This is a genomic window from Micromonospora sp. LHW51205 (genome assembly GCF_003315815.1).
Classification (GTDB): domain Bacteria; phylum Actinomycetota; class Actinomycetes; order Mycobacteriales; family Micromonosporaceae; genus Micromonospora; species Micromonospora chalcea.
In genome coordinates this window covers 136,813-163,458 of the sequence record NZ_QMEZ01000001.1, presented here as the reverse complement: position 1 = coordinate 163,458, position 26,646 = coordinate 136,813, and the positions used below count along the sequence as shown (strand labels likewise).

Annotated in this window: 22 protein-coding genes and 1 pseudogene; 19 read left to right on the top strand and 4 right to left on the bottom strand. The window is 74.1% G+C overall.

The annotated features are described in order from the left end of the window. Positions 1–28: 28 nt before the first annotated feature. On the bottom strand, positions 29–4,780 hold the full coding sequence (locus tag DQE82_RS00750; protein WP_113971769.1) for a DEAD/DEAH box helicase: 4,752 nt from the start codon (positions 4,778–4,780) through the stop codon (positions 29–31). 178 nt (positions 4,781–4,958) lie between these two features. Between DQE82_RS00750 and DQE82_RS00745 the strand changes: the two genes are divergently transcribed. The 10 genes from DQE82_RS00745 to DQE82_RS00700 all read left to right on the top strand — a co-directional run bounded on the left by DQE82_RS00745 (position 4,959) and on the right by DQE82_RS00700 (position 15,299). Then, a complete protein-coding gene (locus tag DQE82_RS00745; RefSeq protein WP_030504176.1) occupies positions 4,959–5,279 on the top strand; it encodes a hypothetical protein in 321 nt (106 codons plus the stop codon). Positions 5,280–5,517: 238 nt separating this feature from the next. Next, entirely contained in the window at positions 5,518–8,352 is a 2,835-nt protein-coding gene (locus DQE82_RS00740) for a Na+/H+ antiporter subunit A (protein ID WP_113971768.1), read from the top strand. 115 nt (positions 8,353–8,467) lie between these two features. Beyond that, a complete protein-coding gene (locus DQE82_RS00735; RefSeq protein ID WP_043325764.1) occupies positions 8,468–8,947 on the top strand; it encodes a Na(+)/H(+) antiporter subunit C in 480 nt (159 codons plus the stop codon). Continuing rightward, entirely contained in the window at positions 8,944–10,449 is a 1,506-nt protein-coding gene (locus DQE82_RS00730) for a Na+/H+ antiporter subunit D (RefSeq protein WP_064447103.1), read from the top strand. The genes DQE82_RS00735 and DQE82_RS00730 overlap by 4 nt, the downstream gene beginning before the upstream one ends. After that, positions 10,446–11,096: a Na+/H+ antiporter subunit E gene (locus tag DQE82_RS00725; RefSeq protein WP_064447104.1), complete on the top strand. Its 651-nt coding sequence runs from the start codon at positions 10,446–10,448 to the stop codon at positions 11,094–11,096. The genes DQE82_RS00730 and DQE82_RS00725 overlap by 4 nt, the downstream gene beginning before the upstream one ends. Then, the gene (locus tag DQE82_RS00720) at positions 11,093–11,356 is read left to right on the top strand and encodes a monovalent cation/H+ antiporter complex subunit F (RefSeq protein ID WP_043325758.1); all 264 of its coding nucleotides are present in this window, start codon (positions 11,093–11,095) and stop codon (positions 11,354–11,356) included. Before DQE82_RS00725 ends, DQE82_RS00720 begins: the two co-directional genes overlap by 4 nt. Next, positions 11,353–11,688, top strand: coding sequence for a monovalent cation/H(+) antiporter subunit G (gene mnhG, locus DQE82_RS00715; RefSeq protein WP_043325757.1), 336 nt, complete (start codon positions 11,353–11,355; stop codon positions 11,686–11,688). The genes DQE82_RS00720 and mnhG overlap by 4 nt, the downstream gene beginning before the upstream one ends. 163 nt (positions 11,689–11,851) lie before the next feature. After that, positions 11,852–13,207, top strand: coding sequence for a hemolysin family protein (locus tag DQE82_RS00710; protein ID WP_043325755.1), 1,356 nt, complete (start codon positions 11,852–11,854; stop codon positions 13,205–13,207). Next, positions 13,204–14,268, top strand: coding sequence for a hemolysin family protein (locus DQE82_RS00705; protein WP_043325753.1), 1,065 nt, complete (start codon positions 13,204–13,206; stop codon positions 14,266–14,268). Before DQE82_RS00710 ends, DQE82_RS00705 begins: the two co-directional genes overlap by 4 nt. Before the next feature lie 101 nt (positions 14,269–14,369). Continuing rightward, positions 14,370–15,299, top strand: coding sequence for a sporulation protein (locus DQE82_RS00700; RefSeq protein ID WP_113971767.1), 930 nt, complete (start codon positions 14,370–14,372; stop codon positions 15,297–15,299). A gap of 61 nt (positions 15,300–15,360) precedes the next feature. Here DQE82_RS00700 and leuE read toward each other — a convergent pair whose 3' ends face one another. Further along, the gene (gene leuE / locus DQE82_RS00695) at positions 15,361–16,023 is read right to left on the bottom strand and encodes a leucine efflux protein LeuE (protein ID WP_113971766.1); all 663 of its coding nucleotides are present in this window, start codon (positions 16,021–16,023) and stop codon (positions 15,361–15,363) included. Continuing rightward, positions 16,020–17,267 carry a bifunctional pyridoxamine 5'-phosphate oxidase family protein/GNAT family N-acetyltransferase gene (locus DQE82_RS00690; protein ID WP_113971765.1) on the bottom strand — a complete coding sequence of 416 codons (1,248 nt, stop codon included), beginning with the start codon at positions 17,265–17,267 and terminating at the stop codon, positions 16,020–16,022. The genes leuE and DQE82_RS00690 overlap by 4 nt, the downstream gene beginning before the upstream one ends. A 38-nt stretch (positions 17,268–17,305) precedes the next feature. Here DQE82_RS00690 and DQE82_RS00685 point away from each other — a divergent pair, with 38 nt between their 5' ends. Both DQE82_RS00685 and DQE82_RS00680 read left to right on the top strand, forming a co-directional pair. Further along, positions 17,306–18,643 (top strand): aminotransferase class I/II-fold pyridoxal phosphate-dependent enzyme, encoded by a 1,338-nt coding sequence (locus tag DQE82_RS00685; protein ID WP_113971764.1) that lies wholly within the window; start codon positions 17,306–17,308, stop codon positions 18,641–18,643. A gap of 81 nt (positions 18,644–18,724) precedes the next feature. Further along, positions 18,725–19,423, top strand: coding sequence for a UdgX family uracil-DNA binding protein (locus tag DQE82_RS00680; RefSeq protein ID WP_113971763.1), 699 nt, complete (start codon positions 18,725–18,727; stop codon positions 19,421–19,423). Position 19,424: 1 nt separating this feature from the next. Here the strand turns inward: DQE82_RS00680 and DQE82_RS00675 are convergent, their stop codons facing one another. Beyond that, positions 19,425–20,075, bottom strand: coding sequence for a 4a-hydroxytetrahydrobiopterin dehydratase (locus tag DQE82_RS00675; RefSeq protein ID WP_113971762.1), 651 nt, complete (start codon positions 20,073–20,075; stop codon positions 19,425–19,427). A 148-nt stretch (positions 20,076–20,223) separates the two neighbouring features. Here DQE82_RS00675 and DQE82_RS00670 point away from each other — a divergent pair, with 148 nt between their 5' ends. The 7 genes and pseudogenes from DQE82_RS00670 (at position 20,224) to DQE82_RS00640 (ending at position 26,147) form a co-directional block, all read left to right on the top strand. Then, positions 20,224–20,682: a hypothetical protein gene (locus DQE82_RS00670; protein WP_147265109.1), complete on the top strand. Its 459-nt coding sequence runs from the start codon at positions 20,224–20,226 to the stop codon at positions 20,680–20,682. A gap of 20 nt (positions 20,683–20,702) precedes the next feature. Beyond that, on the top strand, positions 20,703–21,845 hold the full coding sequence (locus DQE82_RS00665) for an acyl-CoA dehydrogenase family protein (RefSeq protein WP_113971760.1): 1,143 nt from the start codon (positions 20,703–20,705) through the stop codon (positions 21,843–21,845). 66 nt (positions 21,846–21,911) lie between these two features. Next, a pseudogene (locus DQE82_RS00660) lies at positions 21,912–23,224 on the top strand (MFS transporter). After that, a complete protein-coding gene (locus tag DQE82_RS00655) occupies positions 23,215–23,415 on the top strand; it encodes a DUF3046 domain-containing protein (protein WP_030504158.1) in 201 nt (66 codons plus the stop codon). Before DQE82_RS00660 ends, DQE82_RS00655 begins: the two are co-directional and overlap by 10 nt. Positions 23,416–23,600: 185 nt before the next feature. Beyond that, on the top strand, positions 23,601–24,650 hold the full coding sequence (gene recA / locus DQE82_RS00650) for a recombinase RecA (protein WP_013284729.1): 1,050 nt from the start codon (positions 23,601–23,603) through the stop codon (positions 24,648–24,650). 11 nt (positions 24,651–24,661) lie between these two features. Further along, a complete protein-coding gene (locus DQE82_RS00645) occupies positions 24,662–25,354 on the top strand; it encodes a regulatory protein RecX (RefSeq protein ID WP_113971759.1) in 693 nt (230 codons plus the stop codon). A gap of 88 nt (positions 25,355–25,442) precedes the next feature. Then, positions 25,443–26,147 (top strand): 3-keto-5-aminohexanoate cleavage protein, encoded by a 705-nt coding sequence (locus DQE82_RS00640; protein WP_113972335.1) that lies wholly within the window; start codon positions 25,443–25,445, stop codon positions 26,145–26,147. Positions 26,148–26,646: the final 499 nt, after the last annotated feature.

Sequence of the window (26,646 nt, the reverse complement as noted above, 5' to 3'; positions counted from 1 at the left end):
GCACACCCTAACCGCGGCGGCCGGGCGGTCAGCCGCGCAGCCGCAGGCCGCGCGGGGTGGCGCGGAAACCGGCGGCGGTGAGCGCGTCGCGCAGCGGGGACGCGTGCACGGCCTCGCCGTCGGCGCGTTCCACCGAGATCGCGCCGAGCGCGCCGGAGTGCACCGCGTCGGCGAGCGCCTTGCCGGCCGCGCCGAGCGTGTCGGTGTCGTCGGTGAACGACAGGATCGTCCGGCCGCCCCGCTCGACGTAGAGCACCACGTCACCACCGACCAGGACGACCAGCGCGCCCGCCTTGCGCCCGGCCCGGTGCCCGGTGGCCGGTGCCGCGCCGTCCCCGGAGTCGACCACGCGCTCGGGCCAGGGCAGCGCCGCGCCGTACGGGTTCGCCGGATCGGTGGCGGCGAGCACCACCGCCGGGCCGCCCCGGCCCTGGGAGTCGTCGGCGAGCGCCCGGATCCGGTCGACCGCGCCGGGCACCGCGAACTGTGCCGCGCCCAGCCCTTCCACGAAGTAGCCGCGCCGGGCCGCCCCGCGTTCCTCCAGCGCGGACAGCACCGGGTAGACGGCGGCGAAACCACCGGTGACCTGTTCGGCCACGACCGCGCCCCGGGTCACCACGCCGTGCCGTTCCAGCAGCAGGTCGGCGAGCGCGGCAGCGCGTCGGGTGGGATCGCTGTCGCGTTCGGGTAGCCGGGACCAGCGACCGGCCATTGTGGGCGGGCCGCCCCGGCTGGGCAGCGCCACCCGGCCGGGCCGGCGGTAGCGGGTGCGCGGCGCCGACGGCCGGGACCGGTGCGCCCCGCCCGCGCCGAGCGCGGCCCGCAACGGGGCGAGCGTGTCGTTGGTGAGGTGACCGGCCCACACCAGGTCCCACACCGCGCCGGACAGGGCGGCGTCGTCGGTGGCGCCGACCCGGTCGGAGAGCGACCGGAAGAACAGCGCCTGCCCGTCGGCGAGCGCGTCGAGCACTGATTCGTGCAGCGGGGTCAGCGTCAGCGCCTCGTCCGGCGGGGGAAGCAGCAGCGGGGCGACGTCGGCGTACGCGAGCGTCACCCACCCGTCGCCGCCGGAGATCGCGCCCGCGCCGGCCCACACCACCTCACCACTGGCGCACAGCTCGTCGAGCTGGGCGGGGGAGTAGTCGGCGACCCGGGCGGGCAGCACCAGGCGTTCCAGCGCGGACGCCGGCACGTTCACGCCCTGCAACTGTTCGAGGGCGGCGGCGACCGCCTCGACGCCCCGGGCCGACGAGCCGACCTGCTGCCAGCGGGGCAGGAACGTGGCGAGCGCGCGCGGCGGCACCGGTTCGATCTCCCGGCGCAACGCGGCCAGGGAGCGGCGGCGCAGCAGGCGCAGCACCTCCGCGTCGCACCACTGCGTGCCCACCGTGTCCGGGGCGAACTCGCCGGAGACCACCCGGCCGTTCGCCGCGAGCCGCCGCAGCGCCTGCTCCACCACGAACACACCGAGCCCGAACCGGGCCGCGCAGGTGGCCGCCGCGAACGGGCCGTGCGTGCGGGCGTACCGGGCGACCAGGTCGGTGAGCGGATCGGCGACCGGCGCGAGGTACGCCTCGGCGACCCCGACGGGCAGCGCCACGCCGAGCGCGTCGCGCAGCCGGGCGGCGTCCTCCACGACCACCCAGCGGTCCTCGCCGGCGATCCGGACCCGCAGCACCCGGCGGGCCGCCGCCAGCTCGTCGGCCCAGGACTCCGGCACACCGCGCTCGGCCAGCTCGGCGCTGCTCAGGTCACCGACCACGCGCAGCAGCTCGACCACGTCCTCCGGGTCGCGGGGCCGACGCTGCTCGGTGCGCCAGCGCAGTTGGCGGGCGGTCTCGGCGAGCACCTCCGGGTCGAGCAGCTCCCGCAGATCGACCCGGCCCAGCAGTTCGCCGAGCAGCCCGGAGTCGAGCGCCAGCGCGGCGGCCCGCCGCTCGGCCAGCGGGGCGTCGCCCTCGTAGAGGAACGCGCCGACGTACCCGAACAGCAGCGACCGCGCGAACGGCGACGGGCGCTCGGACTCCACCTCGACCAGGCGTACCTTGCGGGCGGCCAGGTCACGCATCAACTCGGCCAGAGCGGGCTGGTCGAAGACGTCCTGGAGGCACTCGCGGGCGGCCTCCAGCGTGACCGGGAAGTCGGCGTACTCGCGGGCCACGTCGAGCAGTTGCGCGGCCCGCTGGCGTTGCTGCCACAGCGGCTGCCGCCGCCGGGGGTCACGGCGGGGCAGCAGCAGCGACCGGGCCGCGCACTCGCGGAACCGGGACGCGAACAGCGCGGACGTGCCCACCGACTCCTCGACCAGCTGGGCGATCTCGTCCGGCTCGAACACGACCACGTCGGCGCCGGGCGGCGTCTCGGCGGTGTCCGGCAGGCGCACCACGATGCCGTCGTCGGAGGGCATGACCTGGGCGTCCACGCCGTACCGCTCGGCCAGCCGGCGGCCGATCGCGAGCGCCCACGGCCCGTTGACGCGCGCGCCGAGCACCGAGTGCACGGCGAGCCGCCAGTCGCCCAGCTCGTCGCGGAACCGTTCGACCACCACCGTCCGGTCGTCCGGCAGCGACCGGGTGGCCGCCTTCTGCTCGCGCAGGTAGTTCATCAGGTTGCCGGCGGCCCAGTCGTCCAGCCCACCGGCGCGCAGCGCCGCCACCGCGTCGGCGTCTGACTGCCGCAGCAGCGCCCGGACCCGGGCCCCGATCGCCCGGCCCAGCTCGACCGGACGGCCGAGCTGGTCGCCCTTCCAGAACGGCATCCGGGCCGCCTGCCCCGGCGCGGGGGAGACGAGCACCCGGTCGGGCGTGATCTCCTCGATCCGCCAGGACGACGAGCCGAGCAGGAACACGTCACCCACCCGGGACTCGTAGACCATCTCCTCGTCCAGCTCACCCACCCGGGCGGCCCGCTCGGCGCCGGCCAGGAACACACCGAACAGGCCCCGGTCGGGGATGGTGCCGCCGCTGGTCACGGCGAGCCGCTGGGCGCCGGGCCGGCCGGTCAGCACGTCGGTGGCGCGGTCCCAGACCAGCCGCGGCCGCAGCTCGGCGAACGCGGTGGACGGGTAGCGCCCGGAGAGCATGTCGAGCACCGCGTGCAGCGCCGAGTCGGGCAGCTCCGCGAACGGCGCCGCCCGGCGGATCAGCACGGCCAGGTCGCCGAGCCGCCACGGCTCCAGCGCCACCATCGCGACGATCTGCTGGGCCAGCACGTCGAGCGGGTTGCGCGGGTAGTGCAGCTCCTCGATCGCCCCGGCGCCCATCCGCTCGGCCACCACCGTGCAGGAGAGCAGGTCGCCCCGGTGCTTGGGGAAGACGACGCCGCGCGAGACCGCGCCCACCTGGTGCCCGGCCCGCCCGACCCGTTGCAGCCCGGCGGCCACGCTCGGCGGCGCCTCGATCTGCACCACCAGGTCGACGGCGCCCATGTCGATGCCCAGCTCCAGGCTGGACGTGGCCACCACGGCGGGCAGGCGCCCGGACTTGAGCGCCTCCTCGATCTGCTTGCGCTCCTCCCGGGACACGCTGCCGTGGTGCGCCCGCGCGATCACCGCCGGCGCCCCGGTCGCCGCGCCGGACTGCGCCATCACCTCGGCCGGCTGCCGCGGCGCGCGCACCGGCCCCACCGGCCCGCCGAACGCCTCCGCCCCGCGCCGGGCCCGGCTCCCGTCGGCCGGCCCGCCGCCGGACATCGGGCCGAGCCCGTCGGCGTCGTCGAGCCCGGCCTCGTCGCCGGCCGGCGGGCCGTCGACGCCGGGCAGCAGATCGGATACGCGCACCGGCTCCCCGCCCCGGGCCACGCGGCTGCCATCCGGGGCGGACGCCGCCTCCAACTCCTCGGCGGCCAGCTCGTTGAGGCGGGCGCAGAGCCGTTCGGCGCTGCGCCGGGAGTTGGTGAACACGATCGTGGACCGGTGCGCGCGGATCAGCGAGAACACGCGCTCCTCGACGGCCGGCCAGATCGAGGCGCGGCGGGGAGCGAGGCCGCCGAGGTCGTCCTCCGGTGGCTCCTGCTCGTCGAGGCGGGTCATGTCCTCCACCGGGACCTGGACGCTCACCTCGATGGTCTTGTCGGCCGGCGGCTGCACCACGTCGACCGGGCGGGCGCCGCCGAGGAAGCGGGCGCACACGTCGATCGGCCGGACCGTGGCGGAGAGCCCGATCCGCTGGGCGGGCCGCTCCAGCAGCGCGTCGAGGCGTTCCAGGGACAGCGCGAGGTGGGCGCCGCGCTTGGTGCCCGCGACCGCGTGCACCTCGTCCAGGATGACCGTGTCCACGCCGCGCAGCGATTCGCGGGCGGCGGAGGTGAGCAGCAGGAACAGGGACTCGGGCGTGGTGATGAGGATGTCCGGCGGGGTGCGGGCGAAGGCGCGGCGCTCGTCGGCCGGGGTGTCCCCGGTTCGCATGCCGACGGTGACGTCGGGCGGGGCCAGGCCGAGCCGGGCGGCGGCCTGGCGGATCCCGGTGAGCGGGGCACGCAGATTGCGTTCGACGTCGACGGCGAGCGCCTTGAGCGGGCTGACGTAGAGCACGCGGCAGCGTCGGCGGGGGTCGGCCGGCGGCGGTTCCTTGGCGAGCCGGTCCAGTGACCAGAGGAAGGCCGCGAGCGTCTTGCCGGAGCCGGTCGGCGCGACGACCAGGGCGTTGCGCCCGGCGGCCACCGAGTGCCAGGCGCCCTGCTGGGCCGGGGTGGGCGCGGCGAACGCCGCGGTGAACCACTCCCGGGTCGCCGCGCCGAACTCCTGGAGCACCCCGCCCGACCGGGTCACCTCGTCCGCCACGACCCCATCCTGCCGCGCCGGTGTGACATCCGGCCGCCTCGCCGGAGCGATCTGTCCCGGCGACGACGCTCAGGGAGGGAAATGGGTGGTTATTCCGTTAAGTCTTACTTAACTGGTTGCTTGTGCACTGCAACATAAAGTAACTTCACTCGCGATGCGGCGTGGGCTGGAGGCGTGGATGACCGTCGAGGAACGAGGCTTCGGGCCCGGCACCGACCTGCTCCTCCGTCAGGTCGACGGCCGGCTGGCCGCGCTCCGCGCCGGGCTGCGCGGTCCCGACCTCGAACTGGCCGAGGAACTGGCCCGGCGGCTGCGCGAGATGATCCTCGCCACCGCCCGTTCCAGTGCCGCCGACCGGGCGCGCGTGCGGGCCGCCGTGCACTACTTCGTCCAGCGCCGGGAGAGCCGCGACGCCCGGCTGCCGCTGCGGTCCCTCGCCGTCGCCCAGCGCGCCGTCGACCGGGCCGCCCGCCAGCTGGACTCCACCGCCCTGTCCTGACCGGCCCACCCGACCTGACCGGCGCCCGAACTCCGCGTTGATCAAGGAGTTTGTGTCAGCGCACGGGCCTGCTCCGGACACAAACTCCTTGATCACCGCGAGAAGGCGGGTGGGGTGGGTGGGTGGGTGGGAGATGGGTGGCTTTTGGGGAAAAGGGCGCGGTTGGGGTTGGTTGTGAAGTCTGATCTGTTGTGTCCCAGCGTGTTCCGGCGCGCTGTCACCTCGACCGGGAGTACGCGTGCTCGTCCTGCTGATCGTGCACCTGGTGGCGGCGCTGCTCGCCCCGCTGCTGGTCCGCCGGTGGGGTCCGCGCGCCTGCCTGCTGCTCGCGCTCGCCCCGGCCGCAACCGCGGTCTGGGCGGTGGCCCACACCGGGGCGGTACGCGACGGCGGCGCGGTCGTCGAGACGTACCAGTGGATCCCGGAGCTGCAGTTCGACGTGGCGCTGCGGGTCACCACGCTGTCCTGGTTGATGCTGCTGCTGGTCGGTGGCGTCGGCGCACTGGTGCTCGTCTACTCCGCCCGCTACTTCGAGCCCGGGTCGGTCGGGCTGGCCCGGTTCGCCGCCGTCATGGTCGCCTTCGCCGGGGCGATGCTCGGCCTCGTCGTCTCCGACGACCTGCTGCTGCTCTACGTCTTCTGGGAACTGACCACCGTCTTCTCGTACCTGCTGATCGGGCACAGCACCGAGCGCCGGTCCAGCCGGTGGGCGGCCGCGCAGGCGCTCACCGTGACCACGCTGGGCGGCCTGGCGATGCTCGTCGGGTTCCTGATGCTCGGTCACCACGCGGGCGGCTACCGCTGGTCGTCGGTGGCGTCCGCGCCGCTGCCCGGCGGCGGATACCTGGCGCTGGCGGTGCTGCTCGTCCTCGCCGGCGCGCTGGCGAAGTCGGCGGTGTTCCCGTTCAACGCCTGGCTGCCGGTGGCGATGGCCGCGCCGACACCGGTCAGCGCGTACCTGCACGCGGCGGCCATGGTGAAGGCCGGCATCTTCCTCATCGGACTGCTCGGCCCGGCGCTCGCCGCGGCCGGACCGTGGCGGCCGGTCACCGTCGTCGCCGGGCTGCTCTCGCTGGTCCTGGGCGGCTGGGCGGCGCTGCGGCAGACCGACCTGAAGCTGTTGCTGGCGTACGGCACGGTCAGCCAACTCGGGCTGCTCGCCGTGCTGTTCGGGGCGGGCACCCCGAAGGCGGCGCTGGCCGGCGTGGCGATGCTGGCGGCGCACGCGCTGTTCAAGGCGGCGCTGTTCCTGGTCGTCGGCATCCTCGATCACGAGGCGGGCACCCGTGACCTGCGGGACCTGTCCGGGGTGGGCCGGGCCGCGCCGTGGCTGGCGATCGTCGCCACGCTCGCCGCCGCCTCGATGGCCGGCGTGCCGCCGCTGCTGGGGTTCGTGGCCAAGGAGTCGGTGCTCGCCGCGTTCACCGGCGACCCGCTCGTGCTCGCCGTGCTGGTGGCCGGCAGCGCGCTCACCGTCGCGTACAGCATCAGGTTCGTCTGGGGCGCGTTCGGCACCCGGCCCGGCGTCGCGGACACGGAGGTGGCCCGGCCACCGGCCGCGATGCTCGTACCCCCGGCGCTGCTCGCCGTGGCCGGGCTCGCCGCCGGTCCGGCCGCCGGGTGGCTGAGCGGCCTGTTCGAGCCGTACGCGGAGTTGTTCGGACCGGTCGAGGAGCATCTGGCGCTCTGGCACGGGCCGACCGCGGCGCTCGGCCTCTCCGCCCTCGTGCTGGCCGGCGGCGCGGCGCTGCACCTGGTCCGCGGCCCGCTCGCGCCCGCGCTGGCGCGGCTGCGCTCGCCGGTGAGCGGCAACCAGGGGTACGAGTGGGTGACGCACGGCTTCGACCGGCTCGCCATCGAGGTCACCGGCGCCACCCAGCGCGGCTCGCTGCCGCAGTACCTCGGTACGGTGCTGCTCGCGCTGGTGTTCGTGCCCGGCGGGGCGATGCTCGCCACCGCGCCGTGGCGGGTCGAGCTGGCGGTGTGGGACAACCCGGCCCAGCTCGTGGTCGCCGTGGTGATCGCGGTGGCCGCGCTGCTCGCGGTCGGCGCGCGTCGCCGGCTCACCGCGATGCTGCTGGTCGGGGTCACCGGCTACGGCACCGCGATGATGTTCGTCCTCTACGGCGCGCCGGACGTGGCGCTGACCCAGTTCCTGGTGGAGACCGCCACGATCGCCGTGTTCGTGCTGGTGCTGCGCCGGCTGCCGGAACGCTTCTCGGCCCGTCCGCTGCGCCGCAGCCGCTGGGTGCGGCGCGGCATCGGGATCGCCGCCGGCGTGGTGATGGCCGGCCTGGCGCTGACCGCGGCCGGAGCGCGCCGGGCGCCGTCGATCTCCGCCGACTTCCCCCAGCTCGCCCTCGTCGAGGGGTACGGCCGCAACGTCGTGAACGTGACCCTGGTGGACATCCGGGCCTGGGACACCATGGGGGAGATCTCGGTGCTCGTGGTGACCGCGACCGGTGTGGCCAGCCTGATCTACGAGCGTTCCCGCACCGGGCCGCGTCCGCGCCGCCCGCGGCCGGTCGCGATGCGCGCCGGTGACCGGCGCACGGTGTGGCTGCGCGGCGGGCAGACGCTGCCGGAGCGGCGTCGCTCGATCGTGTTCGAGGTGGTCACCCGGCTGATCTTCCACACCGTACTGATCTTCTCGCTGTTCCTGCTCTTCTCCGGGCACAACGCCCCCGGTGGCGGTTTCGCCGGCGGCCTGGTGGCGGGCCTCGCGCTGGCCCTGCGCTATCTGGCCGGCGGCCGGTACGAGCTGGCCGAGGCGGCGCCGGTCGGGGCCGGCACCGTGCTCGGCGCGGGTCTGGGCATCTCGGTCGGCAGCGGGGTGCTCGGGCTGGCGCTGACCGGCGACGTGCTGCAGAGCGTCAAGGTCGGCCTGTGGCTGCCGGTGATCGGCGACTTCTACCTGGTCACGTCGCTCTTCTTCGACATCGGCGTCTACCTGGTGGTGGTCGGGCTGGTGCTGGACATCCTGCGCAGCCTGGGCGCCGAGGTGGACCGGCACGTGGAGGCCGCCGGCGAGGCGGGACGCGGGTTGATCGTCCAGCGGGACGGGCCACCGTGAGCGCGAGGAGTGAGCCGGGTTTGCGAGCCCCGCAGTCGCGAACAGAGGCGGCACCCGTGAGCGCGAGGAGTGAGCCGGGTTTGCGAGCCCCGCAGTCGCGAACAGAGGTGGCTCAGTGACCAGGGGGGCGGCCGGTCCGACGCTGGTGCTGGTGCTGGCGGTCGGGGTGCTCGTCGCCGCCGGTGTCACGTTGCTGCTGGAACGCAGCCTGACCCGGATCCTGCTCGGCATCATCCTGCTCGGCAACGGCGTGAACCTGCTCATCCTGCTCGGCGGGCGAGCCGGCGCCGCACCGTTCGTGGGCTCCTCCCCGCAGGGTGAGATGAGCGACGCGCTGCCCCAGGCCATGGTGCTCACCGCAGTGGTGATCACGTTCGGGCTGACCGCGTTCCTGCTCGCCGTCGCGTACCGCAGCTGGTACACCAGCGGCGACGACGAGGTGCAGGACGACCTGGAGGACCGGCAGATCGTCCGGCTCGCCGAGAGCAACGAGGTGTCGACCGCGGACCACGGCGGCGAGGGCCCGGACGACGACCCGGAGCAGGTGGACCCGGAGCCGGCCCGCCGGCGGCTGCGCCGGGACGGTGAGACATGAGCGGGCTCGTGCCGCTGCCGGTGGTGGTGCCGCTGCTCGGCGCGGCGCTCACCCTCCTGCTGTCCGGGCGGCCCCGCCTGCAGCGGTCGATAAGCGTGCTCTGCCTGTCCAGCGTCCTGGTGGTGGCGGCGGTGCTGCTGGTCGAGGCGTACCGGTTCGGGCCGGTGGTGGTGCAGGTGGGCGGCTGGCCGGCGCCGGTGGGCATCGTGCTGGTGGCCGACCAGCTGGCGGCGCTGATGGTGCTGGTCTCCTCAGCGGTGACCTTGTGCGTGCTGCTCTACTCGATCGGCCAGGGCCGGGGGGAGACCAGCGAGACCGCGCCGGTGAGCATCTACCACCCCACGTACCTGGTGCTCACCGCGGGCGTGACGAACGCCTTCCTGGCCGGGGACCTGTTCAACCTCTTCGTCGGCTTCGAGATCCTGCTCGCCGCGAGCTTCGTGCTGATCACGCTGGGCGGCACCGAGGTGCGGCTGCGCACCGGCTCGACGTACGTGGTGGTCAGCATCCTGTCGTCGCTGCTGTTCCTGTCCGCGGTGGGGCTGGTGTACGCGGCCACCGGCACGCTGAACATGGCGCAGCTCGCCGGCCGGCTGGACGCGCTGCCGTCGGGCGTACGCCTGACGCTGCAACTGATGCTGCTGCTCGCGTTCGGGATCAAGGCGGCGGTGTTCCCGCTGTCGGCGTGGTTGCCGGACAGCTACCCGACCGCGCCCGCGCCGGTGACCGCCGTCTTCGCCGGCCTGCTCACCAAGGTCGGCGTGTACGCGATCATCCGCACCGAGACGCTGCTGTTCCCCGGCGGCCAGGTCGCCGGCCTGCTGATGGTGGTGGCCGGCCTGACCATGGTGGTCGGCATCCTCGGCGCGGTGGCCCAGTCGGACCTGAAGCGGCTGCTGTCGTTCACGCTGGTCAGCCACATCGGTTACATGATCTTCGGGGTGGCGCTGAGCAGCGTCGCCGGCCTGTCCGGGGCGATCTTCTACGTGGTGCACCACATCACCATCCAGACCACGCTGTTCCTGGTCGCCGGCCTGGTCGAGGAGCGGGCGGGCAGCACCGACCTGCGCCGTATCGGCGGGCTGGCGCGGGTCGCCCCGATGCTCGGCGTGCTCTTCTTCGTCCCGGCGATGAACCTGGCGGGCATCCCGCCGTTCTCCGGCTTCCTCGGCAAGCTGGGTCTGCTCCAGGCCGGCGTGGCGGCGGGCGGGACGCTGCCCGCCGTGCTGGTCGGGGCCGGCACGCTGACCAGCCTGCTCACGCTCTACGCGGCCTCCCGGGTGTGGAACATCGCGTTCTGGCGGGCGCCCCGGCTGGCCTCCACCACCGTGCCGGCCCGGCTGCCCGGCCTGATGGTCGGCGCCACCACCGCCCTGGTCGCGCTCGGTGTGCTGTTCACGCTGGCGGCCGGGCCGCTGTTCCAGGTCACCTCGAACGCGGCCACCGACCTGCGCGAACGCACCCCGTACGTGCGGGCGGTCCTGCCCCGGGACGTGCCATGACCGACGACCTGCCCCCGGGCGGGGGCGCGACCGGGGAGCCGACGGGCGTACCCCGGGCCGCGCCCGAGCCCGACGCGCCGATTCAGGTGGTGGGCCGGGGTGGGCGGCGCCGCGACCAGGCGCTCGCGCTCGGCTGGCTGGTCGCCGCGTGGCTGCTGCTGTGGGGCGACGTGTCAGTGGGCAACCTCATCGCCGGGCTGGTGGTCGGCGCGGCCGTGCTGCTGTTCTTCCCGCTGCCGCCGGTCACGTTCGGCGGCCGGTTCCGCCCCCGCGCGCTGCTGGTCTTCCTGATCACCTTCATCGCGGAGCTGGTGAGCGCCAGCCTGCACGTCGCCGCCGTGGCGCTGCGCTTCGGTTACCGCCCGCGCGGCGCCATCATCGCGGTGCCGCTGCGCGTGCGTACCGACCTCAACCTGGCGCTCACCGCCGAGGTGATCTCGCTGGTGCCGGGCACGCTGATCATCGACGTCGACCGGGCCGCCGGCGTGCTCTACGTGCACGTGCTCGACGTGCGCGGCCCCGAGGACATCACCGGCAGCCGCGAGCGCGTGCTCGCCGTCGAACGGCGCATCGTCCGCGCCATCGGATCTCCCGCCGAGGTACGCCGGCTCGACCTCGAACCCGCCGAACGGAGGAACCACCCGTGACAGTCCTGCTCGCCGTCGCGCTCACCGTGCTGCTCTCGGCCACCGCGCTGCTCGCCCTGGCCCGCATCTACCGCGGCCCGTCCCTGCTCGACCGGGTCGTCGGCGCCGACCTGCTGCTGACGGCGATGCTCGCCGCGGTGGGGGCGGAGGCCGCCGTGAACCGGCACGCCACCACGCTGCCCGTGCTCGTGGTGCTCTCCCTGCTCGGCTTCATCGGTTCGGTGTCGCTGGTGCGCTTCGCGGTCCGGGGCGAATCGTGAGCGTCGCTGCCGTCGCGGACTGGGCGGGTGGAGCGCTGCTGCTGGCCGGGGCGGTGCTGGGGCTGGTCGCCGGCATCGGACTGGTGCGCTTCCCGGACGTGCTGGACCGGATGCACACGGCCACGAAACCGCAGGTCCTCGGCGTCCTGCTGCTGCTGGCCGGGCTGGCGTTGCGCCTGCGTACCCCCTCGGACCTGGGCATGCTGGTCCTGGTGGCGATCTTCCAGCTCTCCACCGCGCCGGTCGCCGCGCAGATGATCGGCCGGGCGGCCTACCGGTCCGGCCGGGTCGACCGGAGCCTGCTGGACGTGGACGAGCTCGCCGGGCGGTGAACCGGACGTGGGGGAGGGTTCCCGGCACCCTCAGCGGACGTCCAGCCGGTACCGATAAAATGGGCCGCATGATCGACTCTCCTGCCCCGGAGGGCAGCAGTAGCCGGCCGGGTCATACCCGGCGAATTCCCTCCCCGACGACCCCGGGAGCACTGAACCTCCCGTGCTGATCCTCGTCGGTCTCCTTCTCATCATCGTGCTCACCGCCGCCACCGGTTACTTCGTGGCCCAGGAGTTCGGTTACGTCGCCGTGGACCGGGGCAAGCTCAAGCAGCTCGCCGACGGTGGCGATCGTGCCGCGGCCCGGGCCCTGGAAGTCACCGCGCGGCTCTCGTTCATGCTGTCCGGCGCCCAACTGGGCATCACCGTGACCGCCCTGCTCGTCGGTTACGTCGCCGAGCCGTTCCTCGGCGCCGGGCTGGCCGACCTGCTCGGCCTCACCGGCATCTCCAGCGCGGTGGCGTTGCCGCTGTCGGTGGCGCTGGCCCTGGTCATCGCCACAGTGGTGCAGATGGTCCTGGGTGAGCTGGCCCCGAAGAACCTGGCCATCGCCCGCGCCGAGCCGCTGGCCCGGGCGCTGTCCCGGTCCACCCTGATGTACCTGAAGATCGCCGGCCCGCTGATCACGCTCTTCGACCGGGCCGCGGTACGGCTGCTCCGCCGCATCGGCATCGAGCCGATCGAGGAGCTGCCCAGCGGCGCCACCCCGCAGGACCTGGAGCAGATCATCGCCGAGTCCCGGGAGGAGGGGCACCTCGACGCCGAGATGTCCGACCTGCTGGACCGGGGCCTGGACTTCCGGGAGCTGACCGCCGGCGAGGCGATGGTGCCCCGCGTCGACGTGCACACCGTGCGGGCCGACGAGCCGGTCAGCCGCATCGTCGAGCTGCTGGACACCGGCCACTCCCGGTTCCCGGTGCGCGGCGCCGAGGGCGTCGACGACCTGATCGGCGTGGTCGGCATCGCCGACGTGCTCGGGGTGCCCCCGGCGCAGCGCGCGACCACCCGGGTCGACGCGGTGGCCGTACCCCCGTTGCTGGTGCCCGAGACGCTGCCGCTGCCGACGGTGCTCGACCGGCTGCGGTCCGGGCACCGGCAGCTCGCCTGCGTGGTCGACGAGTACGGCGGCTTCGCCGGCGTGATCACGCTGGAGGACCTGGCCGAGGAGCTGGTCGGGCCGATCCGCGACGAGGACGACCCGCCGGACCGGGCCGCGGCGCGGCAGGAGGACGGCTCCTGGGTCGTCCCGGCGCGCTGGCGCATCGACGAGGTCGCCGACAGCACCGGCATCGAGCTGCCCGAGGCGCCCGAGTACGACACGCTCTCCGGTCTGGTGATGCGGGAGCTGGGCCGGGTGCCCGAGGTCGGTGACCGGCTGGAGATCCCGGTCGCCGCCGACGGCGACGAGCCGGCCTCCGGCCCGCGGGTGCTGGTCGAGGTGCTCGCCGTGGACCGGCACGTGGCCGACTCGGTACGGCTGCGGTCCACCGCCGACGTGTCCGGGGAGGGTGCGGCATGACCCCCGGGTTCGCGTTGTTCTTCTCCGTGGTGCTGCTCGCGCTCAACGGATTCTTCGTGGCCGCCGAGTTCGCGCTCGTCGCGGCCAAGCGGTACCGGCTGGAGCAGTCGGCCGCCGGTGGCGGCCGGGCCGCCCGCGCGGCGCTCGACGGCGTCCGCGAGCTGAGCCTCATGCTGGCCGGCGCGCAGCTCGGCATCACGCTGTGCACGCTGGGCCTGGGCGCGCTGGCCGAACCGGCCATCGAACGGCTGATCAGCCCGCTGCTGCACGCGGTCGGCCTGCCCACCGCGGCCAGTCACGTGGTGGCGCTGGTGTTCGCGCTGTCCCTGGTGACGTTCCTGCACCTGGTGGTCGGCGAGATGGCCCCGAAGTCGTGGGCGATCACCGACGCGGAGCGTTCGGCGACGCTGCTGGCGCTGCCGTTCCGGGCCTTCGCCCGGATCGTCCGGCCGGTGCTCTCCGTGCTCAACGGGCTCGCCAACGCGATGCTGCGGCTGTTCGGCGTGCAGCAGCAGGACCAGCTCGCCCAGGTGCACGGCCCGGACGAGCTGCGCATCCTGCTGGAGCAGTCCCGGGAGCACGGGCTGCTCGGCGCCGAGCAGCACCAGCTGCTCAGCAGCATGCTGGAGCTTCAGGGCACCACTGTGGCGCAGGTGATGGAGCCGTTCGACCGGATCGTCACGGTGGGCCGCGACGAGACCGCCGAGCGGATCGAGCACGTCTCCCGCGACAGCGGCCGGTCCCGGCTCGCCGTGGTCGACGCCGGTGGCGAGGTGTGCGGCCTGGTGCACGTACGCGAGGCGGTGCGTGCCGTCACCACCGGCCGCCCGGCGACCGCGGACGAGCTGATGACCAACGCCTTCACGCTGCCGGCCGAGGCGTCGGTGACCGAGGCGGTGGCCGCCATGCGGGCGCAGCAGGCGCAGCTCGCGCTGGTGAGCAACGGTGGCGGGCCGACCCGGCCGATCGGGTTCGTCGCGCTGGAGGACCTCCTGGAGGAGGTCATCGGCGAGTTCGACGACGAGACCGACCCGGTGCCGCGAGGCCGCCGGATGCGCTGACCGTCATGATCCGTACCGGCCCGGCGAGGTGGGAGACCACCTCGCCGGGCCGGCGTCCGTTCCGCCGGGCATGGCCGGGCGGGCAGCGGGAATGCCCCGGCATGCGGTTGACCGGGGTGTCGCGGGACTCCGCTTGGACGGGGCTCTCGGTGAGCACCACGCTGCCCAATCCGAGCACCCGGCCGGGCCTGCGCCTGCCGGGCCGGGTGACGCTCAGCGCCGGCGGATCGGACGTACCGGTCCGGCACATCCGGCTCGGCCTGGTCACCCAGGTCGAACCGGAGGACCCGGAGGCGCCGCGCCGCCTGGTGCAGTTCCAGACGTGGACGATCGCGGGCCGGTTCGTGGTGCCGGCCGGACGACGGCGCGCCGTCGAGTTCGCCGTGCCGCTGCCGTGGGAGTCACCGGTGACCACGTACGGCGGGGTGCCGCTGCTGAGCCTGCGTACCGGGCTGCGTACCGAGGTGTCGGTGGACCCGGAGGTCGACCAGGGCGCGATGGTGCCGGTGCTGATCCACCCGCTGCCCTCCCAGGAGCACGTGCTCGCCGCGCTGGACACGCTTGGCTTCGCGATCCGGCAGGCCGGGCTGCGCGAGGGACGCCTGCCGGGGGTGGAGCAGACGCTGCCGTTCCAGCAGTGGTACGGCTTCTGGGCCGCCCCGCTCTACGCCGGCCCGATGACCGAACTCGAAATGATCATGCTGACCGACTCGGCCGGCATGGAGGTGCTGCTCTGGCTGGATCGGCGGCTCTCCCTGGCCGGGATCACCCACCAGAGCATCAGCCGGTTCCGGATCTGGCACGCCGGTGCCGACAAGCGGGACTGGGTGGCGACTGTGGACGGCTGGCTGCGGCACGCCATCGACAGGCACGCGGCAGCGGCGGCGCACGCCGACTGGTCGGCCACGATCCGCGAGTCGGCGCACGTCAGCCGCCCGCCCGACCGGCCGGTCGCGCCCGGCTACGGGCTCGGCGGCACGGCCGGCGGCGCGGGCATCGGCGGCGGTGGCGGTGGGGGCGACGGCACGTGATCTTGTTAAGAAGGGGCCCTTCCTATGCCGGAGGCGTTAAGAAGGGGCCCTTCCTTACACCTCAGCCGGCGGCGAGCTTGAGGCTGAAGCCGAGGAACAGCATCGCCACCGCCGTGGTCCCGGTCGCGGCCAGCCGACGGCGCTGCCGGAACTGGGCCGCCAGGAACGTGCCGGTGAAGATCAGCGCGGTCAGGTAGAGCGCGCTGGCGACCTGCGCGATCAGCCCGAGCAGCAGGAACGACAGCGCCGGCCAGGCGTACCCGGGGTCGACGAACTGGATGAAGAACGAGACGAAGAACAGGATCGCCTTCGGGTTGAGCAGGCTGATCACCAGCGCCCGCCGGAACGGTTCCTGCGGCCCGGCCGGCTCGACCTCGTCGATCAGGCGCGGCGTGGCCGGGTCGTGGCGGTCGCGCCAGCGCCGCCACGCGCCGCGCAGCATGGCCAGCCCCAGCCACCCGAGGTACGCCGCGCCGGCGTACTTGATCACCAGGTAGAGCGGCGGGTACGCCTGGAGCAGCGAGGCCACCCCGGCGGCGGAGAGGAACATCAGCACCGCGTCGCCGACGAACACCCCGGCGGCGGCCCGGTAACCGGTGGCCACGCCCCGGCGGGCGGCGGTGGCCAGCACGAAGAGCGAGTTCGGTCCGGGCAGCAGCACGATCGCCACGGTGCCCAGCACGTACGTCCAGATGTCGGTGATCCCCAGCACGCCGGACATCATGACGCCACGGGGGCCGCCGCGCGAAGACGTTCCCGCAGGCTGGCCTGTGCGCTCGGCCACTCCTGCGCGAGCATGGAGTACTGCACGGTGTCCCGCCAGGAGCCGTCGGCGCGCTGCTTGTGCTGCCGCAGCACGCCCTCCCGGCTCGCGCCGAGCCGTTCGATGGCTCGCTGGGAGCGCTCGTTGCGGATGTCGGTGTGCCAGACCACGCGCACCGCGTCCAGCTCGTCGAAGGCGCGGCCCAGCAGCAGCAGCTTCGCCTCGGTGTTGACGCCGGTACGCCACCAGGGGCGGCCCAGCCAGGTGTAGCCGATCGCCAGCGACCGGCGTACCGGGTCGATCTCGTAGTACGAGGTGGTGCCGATGACCGCGCCGGTGGTGGCGCAGCGCTGCGCCCAGCACACTTGCTCGCCGCGCTCCTGCGCATCCAGGTAGCCGCCGATCACCCGGCGCATCTCGTCGGCGTCGGCCGGCCGCGTACCGCCCAGGTGCTGCCACACCTGCGGGTCGTCGGTGGCGGCGTGCAGCTCGTCGGCGTGGGCGAGGTCGAGCGGCTCCAGCACCACGTGCTCGCCGCGCAGCACCGCGGGCTCGTGCCACGGCGAGCGGGCCGCCCGCAGGTACGCCGGCACCGGCGCGCTCACCCCGGGGGCGGGCTCGGGGCGGCCCGGCGTGAGCCGCAGCGGCACCACACCGGCCCAGTACGGCAGCGCCTCGTCGGCCGGGTCGTCGTTGACTCCGCCGGTGCGCACCCGTACCGACACTTCCCGCAGCGGCAGCGCCAGCACCGCGGTCTCGGCCAGCTCGCGCCGGTTCGGCGGGCGGCTCTCGGCGGAGCGCCCGGTGGCCACCTTCTCGATCAGCGCGGTCATCACCGCCGCCTTCTCGTCCGTGTCCTCGACCAGCCGGGCGGTGCCGTGCGCCACCACGGACCGGTAGTTGGCGCTGTGGTGGAACTGCGACCGCGCGTAGACCAGCCCGTCGAGGTGGGTGACGGCGACGCAGACCGGCAGCCCGGCCTCGCCCCGGGCGGCCAGCAGTGGCCGGCTGCCGGTGGAGCCGTGCAGGTAGAGCGTGTCGCCGACGCGCACGTGCAGGGTCGGCAGGACGCGCGGCTCGCCGTCGACGGTGAACGACAGCGCGCAGTGGTACGCCTCGTCGAGCAGCGCGTGCGCGGTGGCCGCGTCGTAGCGCATCCGGTCGCGGACGCGGCTGGCCGTGGTGCGGGGGGTCGGAGGGTACATGTGACATCCCACCTTTGTTCTAGTACAATCGCCAAACTGTGGCAGCACATTATCAGGTCAGCGGGTCCACGTCGGCCGCGATTTCGGCCAGCGTCGAATCGGGCATCCGCAGCGGTGACCTCGCGCCGGGCGACGCGCTGCCCGCCGTCCGGGCGCTCGCCGCCGACCTCGGCGTCAGCCCGGCCACCGTCGCGAAGGCGTACCAGGAACTGCGGCAACGTGGCCTGGTCGCGACCGCCGGCCGGCACGGCACCCGGGTCCGCCCCCGCCCACCGGTGGCCACCCGCCGCGCCGCGCTGCTGCCCCCACCGCTGCCCGGCGGTCGCGACGTCTCTGCCGGCCAGCCCGACCCCCGGCTGCTGCCCCCGCTCGGGCCGCACCTCGCCGCGCTCGCCGCCGACATCGGACCCCCCGGCGGGTACGCCACCGACGCCGTGCTGCCCGACCTGGCCGCCCTGGCGACGGACCGGCTCGCCGCGGACGGGGTCCCGGCCGGCGAGCTCACAGTCACCGGCGGCGCGCTCGACGGCATCGAACGGCTGCTTGCCGCGCACCTGCGCCCCGGCGACGCGGTCGCGGTGGAGGACCCGGGCTGGGCCAACCTGCTCGACCTGATCGCCGCGCTCGGGCTGCGTACCGTCGGGGTGCCGGTGGACGACGACGGCCCCACAGTCGGCGGCGTCCGCGCGGCGCTGGCCGCCGGGGTCCGGGCGCTCGTCGTGACCAGCCGGGCGCAGAACCCGACCGGCGCGGCCGTCTCCACCGACCGGGCCGACGCGCTGCGGACACTGCTGGACGGCCGCGCCGACCTGCTGCTGATCGAGGACGACCACGCCGCCGAGCTGGCCCGCGTACCCCTGCATCCGCTCGCCGGGGCGACACCGGCGTGGGCCTTCGTCCGGTCGGTGAGCAAGCCCTACGGGCCCGACCTGCGGCTCGCGGTGCTGGCCGGCGACGAGGCCACAGTGGCCCGGGTGGCCGGCCGGGCGCGGGTCGGCGCCGGCTGGGTGTCCACGGTGCTGCAACGGCTGGTCGTGTCGCTCTGGCGCGACCCGGCCACCGCCGGGCTGGTACGGCGCGCGGCGGACAGCTACGACCGGCGGCGCGACGGGCTGGTGGCCGCGCTTGCCGCGCGCGGGGTGGCCGCGCACGGGCGTACCGGGATCAACGTCTGGGTGCCGGTGCCCGACGAAACGGTGACGGTCACGACGCTGCGCGACGCCGGATGGGCCGTGGCGCCCGGCCGGCTCTACCGGATCGCGGCCGACCCCGCCGTGCGCGTCTCGGTGAGCGCGCTGGACGAGGCCGACATCCCCGCGCTCGCCGACGCGCTCACCGCCGGAAGGAAGGGCCCCTTCTTAACGCATTCGGTATAGGAAGGGCCCCTTGTTAACGCCTCCGGGCGAGCGCGGCGGGCCACTCGCGTGCGCGCCGCCGGACGGGGTAGAACGATCGGCATGGCCGAGACCGAGAGCGCGCCCGGAGCGCAGGAGTTCATCCCGCCGTCGGCGGACACCATCGACGAACTGCGCGCCGCCGCGACCGGCTGCAGGGGCTGCGATCTGTACCGGGACGCCACCCAGACCGTCTTCGGCCGCGGCGACGAGCACGCGCGCGTGGTCTTCGTCGGCGAACAGCCGGGCGACATCGAGGACCAGAAGGGCCTGCCGTTCGTCGGCCCGGCCGGGCGTCTGCTGCGCAAGGCCGTCGACGACGCGGCGCTCGACCCCGCCCAGATCTACCTCACAAACGCGGTCAAGCACTTCCGGTTCGAGCTGCGCGGCAAGCGGCGCATCCACCAGACCCCGGACCGGGTGCACGTCACCGCCTGCCGGCCCTGGCTGGTCGCCGAGTTCGCCCGGCTGCGCCCGGAGATCGTGGTGGTGCTCGGCGCCACCGCCGCCAAGGCGCTGCTCGGCCCGAGCTTCCGGGTGACGAAGCAACGCGGCGAGCTGCTGCCCTGGCCCGCCGCCGCCCAGCGCCCGGAGGACTTCGAACGGGTGCCGGTGGACCGGACGGGCGCGGTCGCCGACGCCCCGGCGGCCCGGCTGCTCGCCACCATCCACCCGTCGGCGGTGCTGCGCGCCGACAACCAGGACGTCGCATACGAGGGCCTGGTCGCCGACCTGAAGGTGGCCGCCGAGGCGCTGCGCTGAGTCAGGCGCGCTGCTGCCAGGTGCACAGGCACACCCGGTTGCCGTCCGGGTCGGCCAGCACCCAGAAACTCGGCGCCTCCGCGTCGCTGACCAGCGTCCCGCCGGCCGCCAGCGCGGCGGCGATGCGCGCGTCCACTTCGGCCGGGTCGACCCACACGTCCGGATGCCACCGCTGCCGGGGCTCGTCCCGGCCGGAGCGCTGGAACCAGACCGTGGGCAGCACGCCGTCCGGGTCGCGTACCTCGTCGGCGCCCGGGCCGGGCGGCGCGCCAGGCGCCAGCACCGCCCGCCAGAACGGCAGCACCGCCGCGTGCTCCGGGGTGTCGAGCGCGAGCTCCAGCCGGGCCAGCCCGGCGGCCGAGAGGGTAAGCCCGGAGTCCGCGGCCAGCCCCGAGATGAACCGGGCCAGCCGCAGGTCACGCTGCGTCACCCCGCCCGCGTCGTGCGACCACAGCCGCACGTCCACGTGGGTGTAGCGCAGGTCCAGATCGGGATGATGATCGACCCGCTCGGCCTCCGCGCCCACCGCGGCCACCAGCGCCAGCCCGGCCGCGAAATCGGGGGTACGGATGCGCGTCTGCAACGCCCCCAGCAGGTACGTCCACCCGTCCAGCCCGGCCTCGGCCACCTGTTTCCCCGTGAGTGTGCCCATCCGGCCATCCTGGCCTGCGCTTCGCCCGGTCGCCACCCTCCATAGAGGATTGCCCAACGGTGCGTGTGGGTACGGCTCCGGCATGGCGGAACCCCGGCCTCGCGTGGAGCTTCTCCGGTTCGGCGCTCCCGGCCCCTACGTGACCTCCATGGCGTTCTCCGGAGCCGTGTGGCTGGCCATCCGGCTCTGGGAGCGGGACGGGTCCGTGCAGGTCGCGGTGGTCCGCGCCGGGCTGGGCGCGGTGATTTACGGGTTCATGTTCTTCGGGGTGAACTGGTTTCAGAAACCACGCGGCGCCGAGGCGGAGCGGGCCGCCGCCTGGGCGATCGCCGAGACCGCGCTGCGGCGGGGCGAACCGCCCGCCGACGAGGAGGGGCGTGCGGCGGTGGCGGACAACCTCGCCGCGATACGCCGGGGCGCGCTGTTCGGGGCGGCCGGTGGCGTCGTGTTGCTCGGCCCGCTGATCGTGCTCGCGGTCCGCATCGGGTGGGAAGCGACCGCTGCCGGGTTCGGGCTCGCCCTGGTCGTGGTGCTGGCGGTGGCCGTACGCACCGGCTGGCGGGAGCGCCGGCTGCGAGCGGCGCTCGCCCCTGTCCGGGGCGGGTGAGCGGTGCCAGACTTGCCGGCATGGAGCAGCATCTCTACGAACCCGTCCACGACGAGTTCCGTGACCTGTGCCGCCGGTTCCTGACCCGGGAGGCGGTGCCGCACCACGAGCGCTGGGAGGCCGACGGGATCGTCGACCGGGAGGTGTGGCGGGCCGCCGGCGCGGCCGGGCTGCTCGGCCCCGACGTCGACCCCGAGTACGGCGGCGGCGGGCAGCGCGACTTCCGGTTCAACGCGGTGCTGGACGAGGAGATCGTCGCGTCCGGGTGCTCGGGCCTCGGGTTCGGGCTGCACAACGACGTGGTCGCGCCGTACCTGACCGAGCTGACCACCGACGACCAGCGCAAGCGCTGGCTGCCGGGCTTCTGCTCCGGCGACCTGGTCACCGCGATCGCGATGAGCGAGCCGGGCGCGGGCAGCGACCTGGCCGGCATCCGCACCAGCGCGGTCCGTGACGGCGACAGCCTGGTCCTCAACGGGCAGAAGACGTTCATCACAAACGGTGAGATGGCCGATCTGGTGGTCGTGGTGGTCAAGACCGCGCCGGACCAGGGCGCCCACGGGGTGAGCCTGGTCGTGGTGGAGAGCGGCACGCCGGGCTTCAGCCGGGGCCGCCGGCTGGCCAAGGTCGGCCTGAAGGCCAACGACACCGCCGAGCTGTTCTTCGACGACTGCCGGGTGCCGGCGGAGAACCTGATCGGCACCGAGAACCACGGCTTCTACCACCTGATGGCCAACCTGCCCCGGGAGCGGCTGAGCATCGCCGTCGCCGCGGTGGCGGCCTGCGAGAAGCTGCTCGCGCTCACCATCGAGTACGCCCGCTCCCGGGAGGCGTTCGGGCGGCCGATCGGCCGGTTCCAGCACAACCGGTTCCTGCTGGCCGAGCTGGACACCGAGGTCACCATCGCGCGCACGTTCGTCAACCACTGCGTCGCCGAGTTCAACGCGGGCCGCCTGTCGGTGACCGACGCGGCGAAGGCCAAGTGGTGGACCACCGAGCTGCAGACCAAGGTGGCCGACCGGTGCGTGCAGCTGCACGGCGGCTACGGCTTCATGGCGGAGTACCCGGTGGCGAAGGCGTGGCTGGACAGCCGCGTGCAGACCATCTACGGCGGCACCACCGAGATCATGAAGGAGATCATCGGCCGGGGCCTCGGCCTGTAGCGAACCGGGTGCCGGCCGGGCGGGCCGGTGCGGGAGGATGGGGCACCCGTCCCACCAGGAGCGCGCATGTCCACCGACCTGACCGCGCCGGCCCCGCCCCGGCCCGACGTCGCCGGCATCCAGCGGCGTACCGTCCGGCTGCTGTTCCTCACCCAGATCATCGGCGGCATCGGCGTCACCATCGGCATCTCGGTGGGCGCGCTGCTCGCCGCCCGGGTCGCCGGCACCGCCCTGGCCGGGCTCGCGCAGAGCGCCGGGGTGGTCGGCGCCGCGCTGCTCGCCATCCCGGTCACCCGGCTCATGGCCGCGCGTGGCCGGCGACCGGGCCTGGTTCTCGCGTACGCGGTCGGCGCGGTCGGCGGCGTGCTGGTGGTGGTCGCCACCGTGACGCGCCTGGTGCCGTTGCTCTTCGTCGGCATGCTGCTGTTCGGTGGCGGCACGGCGGCCAACCTCCAGGCCCGCTACACGGCGGTGGACCTGGCCGAGCCGCAGCGCCGGGGGCGGCAGCTCTCGCTGGTCGTGTGGGCCACCACCATCGGCGCGGTGGCCGCGCCGAACTTCGCCGCGCTCGCCGACGACACCACCCGGGGCTGGGGCCTGCCGGCGCTGTCCGGCCCGTTCGCGTTCAGCGCCGTCGCGTTCACGCTGACCGCCGTCGTACTCCTGGTCCTGCTGCGGCCGGACCCGCTGCTCACCGCGCGCCGGCTGGCGGCGGCCGAGCCGGCGCCGGGCGCCGCACCGGCGGTCACCCGCCGCGGTGGCATGGTCGCCGCGTGGCGCACGGTACGCGGGCGGCCGGCCGCCCGCCTCGGCATCGCCGCTGTCGCGGTGGGGCACCTGGTGATGGTCGCTGTCATGTCGATGACCCCGGTGCACCTCGGCGAGTGGCATTCCGACGAGGACGTGCTGCCGGTGGTCGGCCTGGTGCTGAGCCTGCACATCGCCGGCATGTACGCGCTGTCGCCGGTGGTGGGGTGGCTCACCGACCGGGTGGGCCGCCGGCCGGTGATCCTCGGTGGGGTGGCGCTGCTGCTGGCGGCGTGCGCGGTCTCCGGCACTGCCGGGCACCACACGGCGCCGCTGTCGGTGGGGCTGACGCTGCTCGGGCTGGGCTGGTCGGGCACGATGGTGGCGGGCTCGACGCTGCTGTCGGAGTCGGTGCCGACCGCCGACCGGCCTGGTGTGCAGGGGCTGTCCGACCTGCTCATGGGGCTGGCCGGGGCGGGCGCGGCGGCGGCGAGCGGGTTCGTGATGCGGGCCGTGGGGTACCCGACGCTCACCCTGCTGGCGGCGATCGCCGTGGTGCCGCTGGTGGCGCTGGCGCTGCGCCGTCCCGGCCCGGCGCCACTCGACGAGGAGGACTGAACACGTGCGGCTGACCGACTTCTGGACGCGGCTGGAGGAGGCGTTCGGGCCCGGCTACGCGGCCAGCATCGCCCGGGACCAGGTGCTGTCCCAGCTCGGTGGGCGGACCATCGAGCAGGCGCTCGCGGCCGGTGAGCAAACGCACGTGGTGTGGCGCGCCGTGGTCGCCGCGTACCCCGACCGGGTGCCCGCCCGACTACGCTGAGCAGCCTTTTCATCGATCCCGCGTGTCGCTTGCCCAGTCGTACACCTGTTCGGCTATTGTCCACAGCGGGGTGCTCGTCCACAGCTCACGGCCCGTCGGCTGGTTTTCTGTCGGACCCAGCGCCTAGCGTGTCCCGCGTGACGCGAAGCTCAGGAAAGACGCCGGCGAAGGCAGGGGTGGCAACGATGGCAGCAGGGCCTGACCGGGAGAAGGCGCTCGACCTTGCTCTCGCTCAGATCGACAAGCAGTTCGGCAAGGGTTCGGTGATGAGGCTGGGGGAGCGGCCCGTCGTGCAGACGGCTGTCATCCCGACCGGCTCCATCGCGCTCGACGTGGCGCTCGGCGTGGGCGGTCTGCCGCGCGGCCGGGTGGTCGAGATCTACGGTCCGGAGTCCAGCGGTAAGACCACCGTCGCGCTGCACGCGGTCGCGAACGCCCAGCGGGCCGGCGGCATCGCCGCGTTCATCGACGCGGAGCACGCGCTCGACCCGGAGTACGCGCGGGCCCTCGGCGTCGACACCGACGCCCTGCTGGTCTCCCAGCCGGACACCGGCGAGCAGGCGCTGGAGATCGCCGACATGCTGGTCCGCTCCGGCGCGATCGACATCATCGTGATCGACTCGGTGGCGGCCCTGGTGCCGCGCGCCGAGATCGAGGGCGAGATGGGCGACAGCCACGTCGGCCTCCAGGCCCGGCTGATGAGCCAGGCGCTGCGGAAGATCACCGGTGTGCTCAACAACACCGGCACCACCGCGATCTTCATCAACCAGCTCCGCGAGAAGATCGGCGTGATGTTCGGCAGCCCGGAGACCACCACCGGTGGTCGGGCGCTGAAGTTCTACGCCTCGGTCCGGCTCGACGTGCGCCGCATCGAGAGCCTCAAGGACGGCACCGACGTGGTCGGTAACCGCACCCGGGTCAAGGTCGTGAAGAACAAGGTCGCCGCGCCGTTCAAGCAGGCCGAGTTCGACATCATGTACGGCAAGGGCATCTCCCGCGAGGGCTCGCTGATCGACGTCGGCGTGGAGCAGGCGATCATCCGCAAGTCCGGCGCCTGGTACACCTACGACGGTGACCAGCTCGGCCAGGGCAAGGAGAAGGCCCGCGAGTTCCTCCGCGAGAACCCGGACGTGGCGGCCGAGATCGAGAAGAAGATCCTGGAGAAGCTCGGCGTCGGCACCGGTGGTGCCGGTGACGCCGCCGGTGGCCCGGAACTGCCGCCGGTCGACTTCTGATCCGCTGACCCGTGGCAGGACGACGCGCCCGTACGGGCCGGGGCTGGGATGCCAGTCCTCCCCGTACGGGCGACGCCACAGGTACGCCCCGGCCCCGCCGGGGACGCCGTGATCGCGCGGCGGAGTCCGACGCAGGGGAGGCTCCGGCTCCGCCGCGCGACGAGGCCGAGCTGGCCCGGGAGATCTGTCTGCGGCAGCTCGCGGTGCGCCCGCGTACCCGGGCCGAGCTGGCCGGCGCGCTGGCCCGGCGCGGCATCTCCGAGGAGATCGCCGAGCAGGTCCTCGACCGCTACGACGAGGTGGGCATCGTCGACGACGCCGCCTTCGCGCGTGCCTGGGTGAGCAGCCGGCACAACGGTCGTGGGCTGGCCCGCCGGGCGCTCGCCAACGAGCTGCGCCAGCGTGGCGTCGACGGCGAGGTGGCCGGCGCTGCCCTGGACGACCTGGACGAGGAGACCGAGGCGGAGACCGCCCGTGCCCTGGTGGACCGCAAGCTGCGCAGCACCCGGGGTGAGCCGGACGCGGTGTTCCGGCGTCTGGTCGGCATGCTGGCGCGCAAGGGCTACCCGGCCGGGGTGGCGATCCGGGCGGTGAAGGACGCGCTGGCCGCGCAGAGCGCCGAGGCGGCCGAGTTCGCCGAGCACATCGACGCCGACGCGATGGCCGACGCCGAGCACGATCTCGACTCCCGCCGGCTCGACTGACCGACCGCCGGCCGGCCGTCGACTGACCGACCGACCGACCCACCGGCGGCCGGTGTCGCGGCCGCCGTCCCGAGGGGAGGCGCACACCGTGCTGAAGGCATGTCTCAACGGCACCCGGCGGCGGGACGAGCACCCCGCCGTACCGCTCACGCCGGCCGAACTGGCCGCCGACGCGGTGCGCTGCGCGGCCGCCGGGGTGGCGGCGGTGCACGTGCACCCGCGCGACGACACCGGCGCCGAGTCGCTCGACCCGGCGGTGATCGCCACTGCGGTCACCGCCATCCGGGCTTCCCGTCCCGGCCTGCCGGTGGGCGTGAGCACCGGCGCCTGGATCGTCCCGGACCCGGCCGAGCGGGTCGCCGCCGTCCGCGCCTGGACGGTGCTGCCCGACTTCGCCTCGGTCAACGCCCACGAACCCGGAGCGGCCCAGGTCGCCGCCGCCCTGCACGAGCGTGGCGTGATGGTCGAGGCGGGCCTGTGGACACCGTCTGCGGTCGACGCCTGGCGCCGCTGGTCCGCGCCCACCGGGCGGGTCCTGGTCGAGTGCATGGACGAACAGGTCGAGACGGCGCTCGCCGACGCGGCGGCGATCCTCGCCGCGCTGCCCGACCAGCGCCCGCCGGTGCTGCTGCACGGCGAGGGGCCCGCCACCTGGCCGGTCTACGCCGAGGCGGTCCGCCGGGGTCTGCACACCCGGATCGGCCTGGAGGACACGCTGCTGCTGCCCGACGGCACCCAGGCCCGCGACAACGCCACCCTGGTAACCACAGCCCGCACCCTCGCCCCCCACTGACCCACCCACTGACCCACCCACTGACCCACCCACCCCGACCGCCCCTGCCCCGTTGATCATGAAGTTGACGGCACTTCCCGTCCGTTTTGTCCAGGCCAACTTCATGATCGCGCCCGTCAACCTCATGATCGTGCGGGGGAGTGGTGCGCGGCGTCGATGGGGGAGGTGGCCTGAGCAGGTCGGGAGCGGCGAGTGGTGGGGCCGGACGGCGAGGTTTGTCCGGGCCTGTCCGGCATCTGATCACCACTGAGTGACGCTGCAACTTCTCTCCGTCCGGGTGGTTTGATCATGACTTCTTGACCGAACGGCCCCTCGCGACCTAGCCTCGCCATACAGGCTCACTTTGCCCGACCAGCGCAGGCTAAGCGCACAACATAGATCTCGTAACAGAACAGCATCACTTTGGCCAGCTACACCGGCCCTTGACGGAAGCTCCGGAACCTTTCGGAGCCTCCGACAACTGCAACCGGCCGCCAGCGGTGCCCCTCGCGGGTCACCG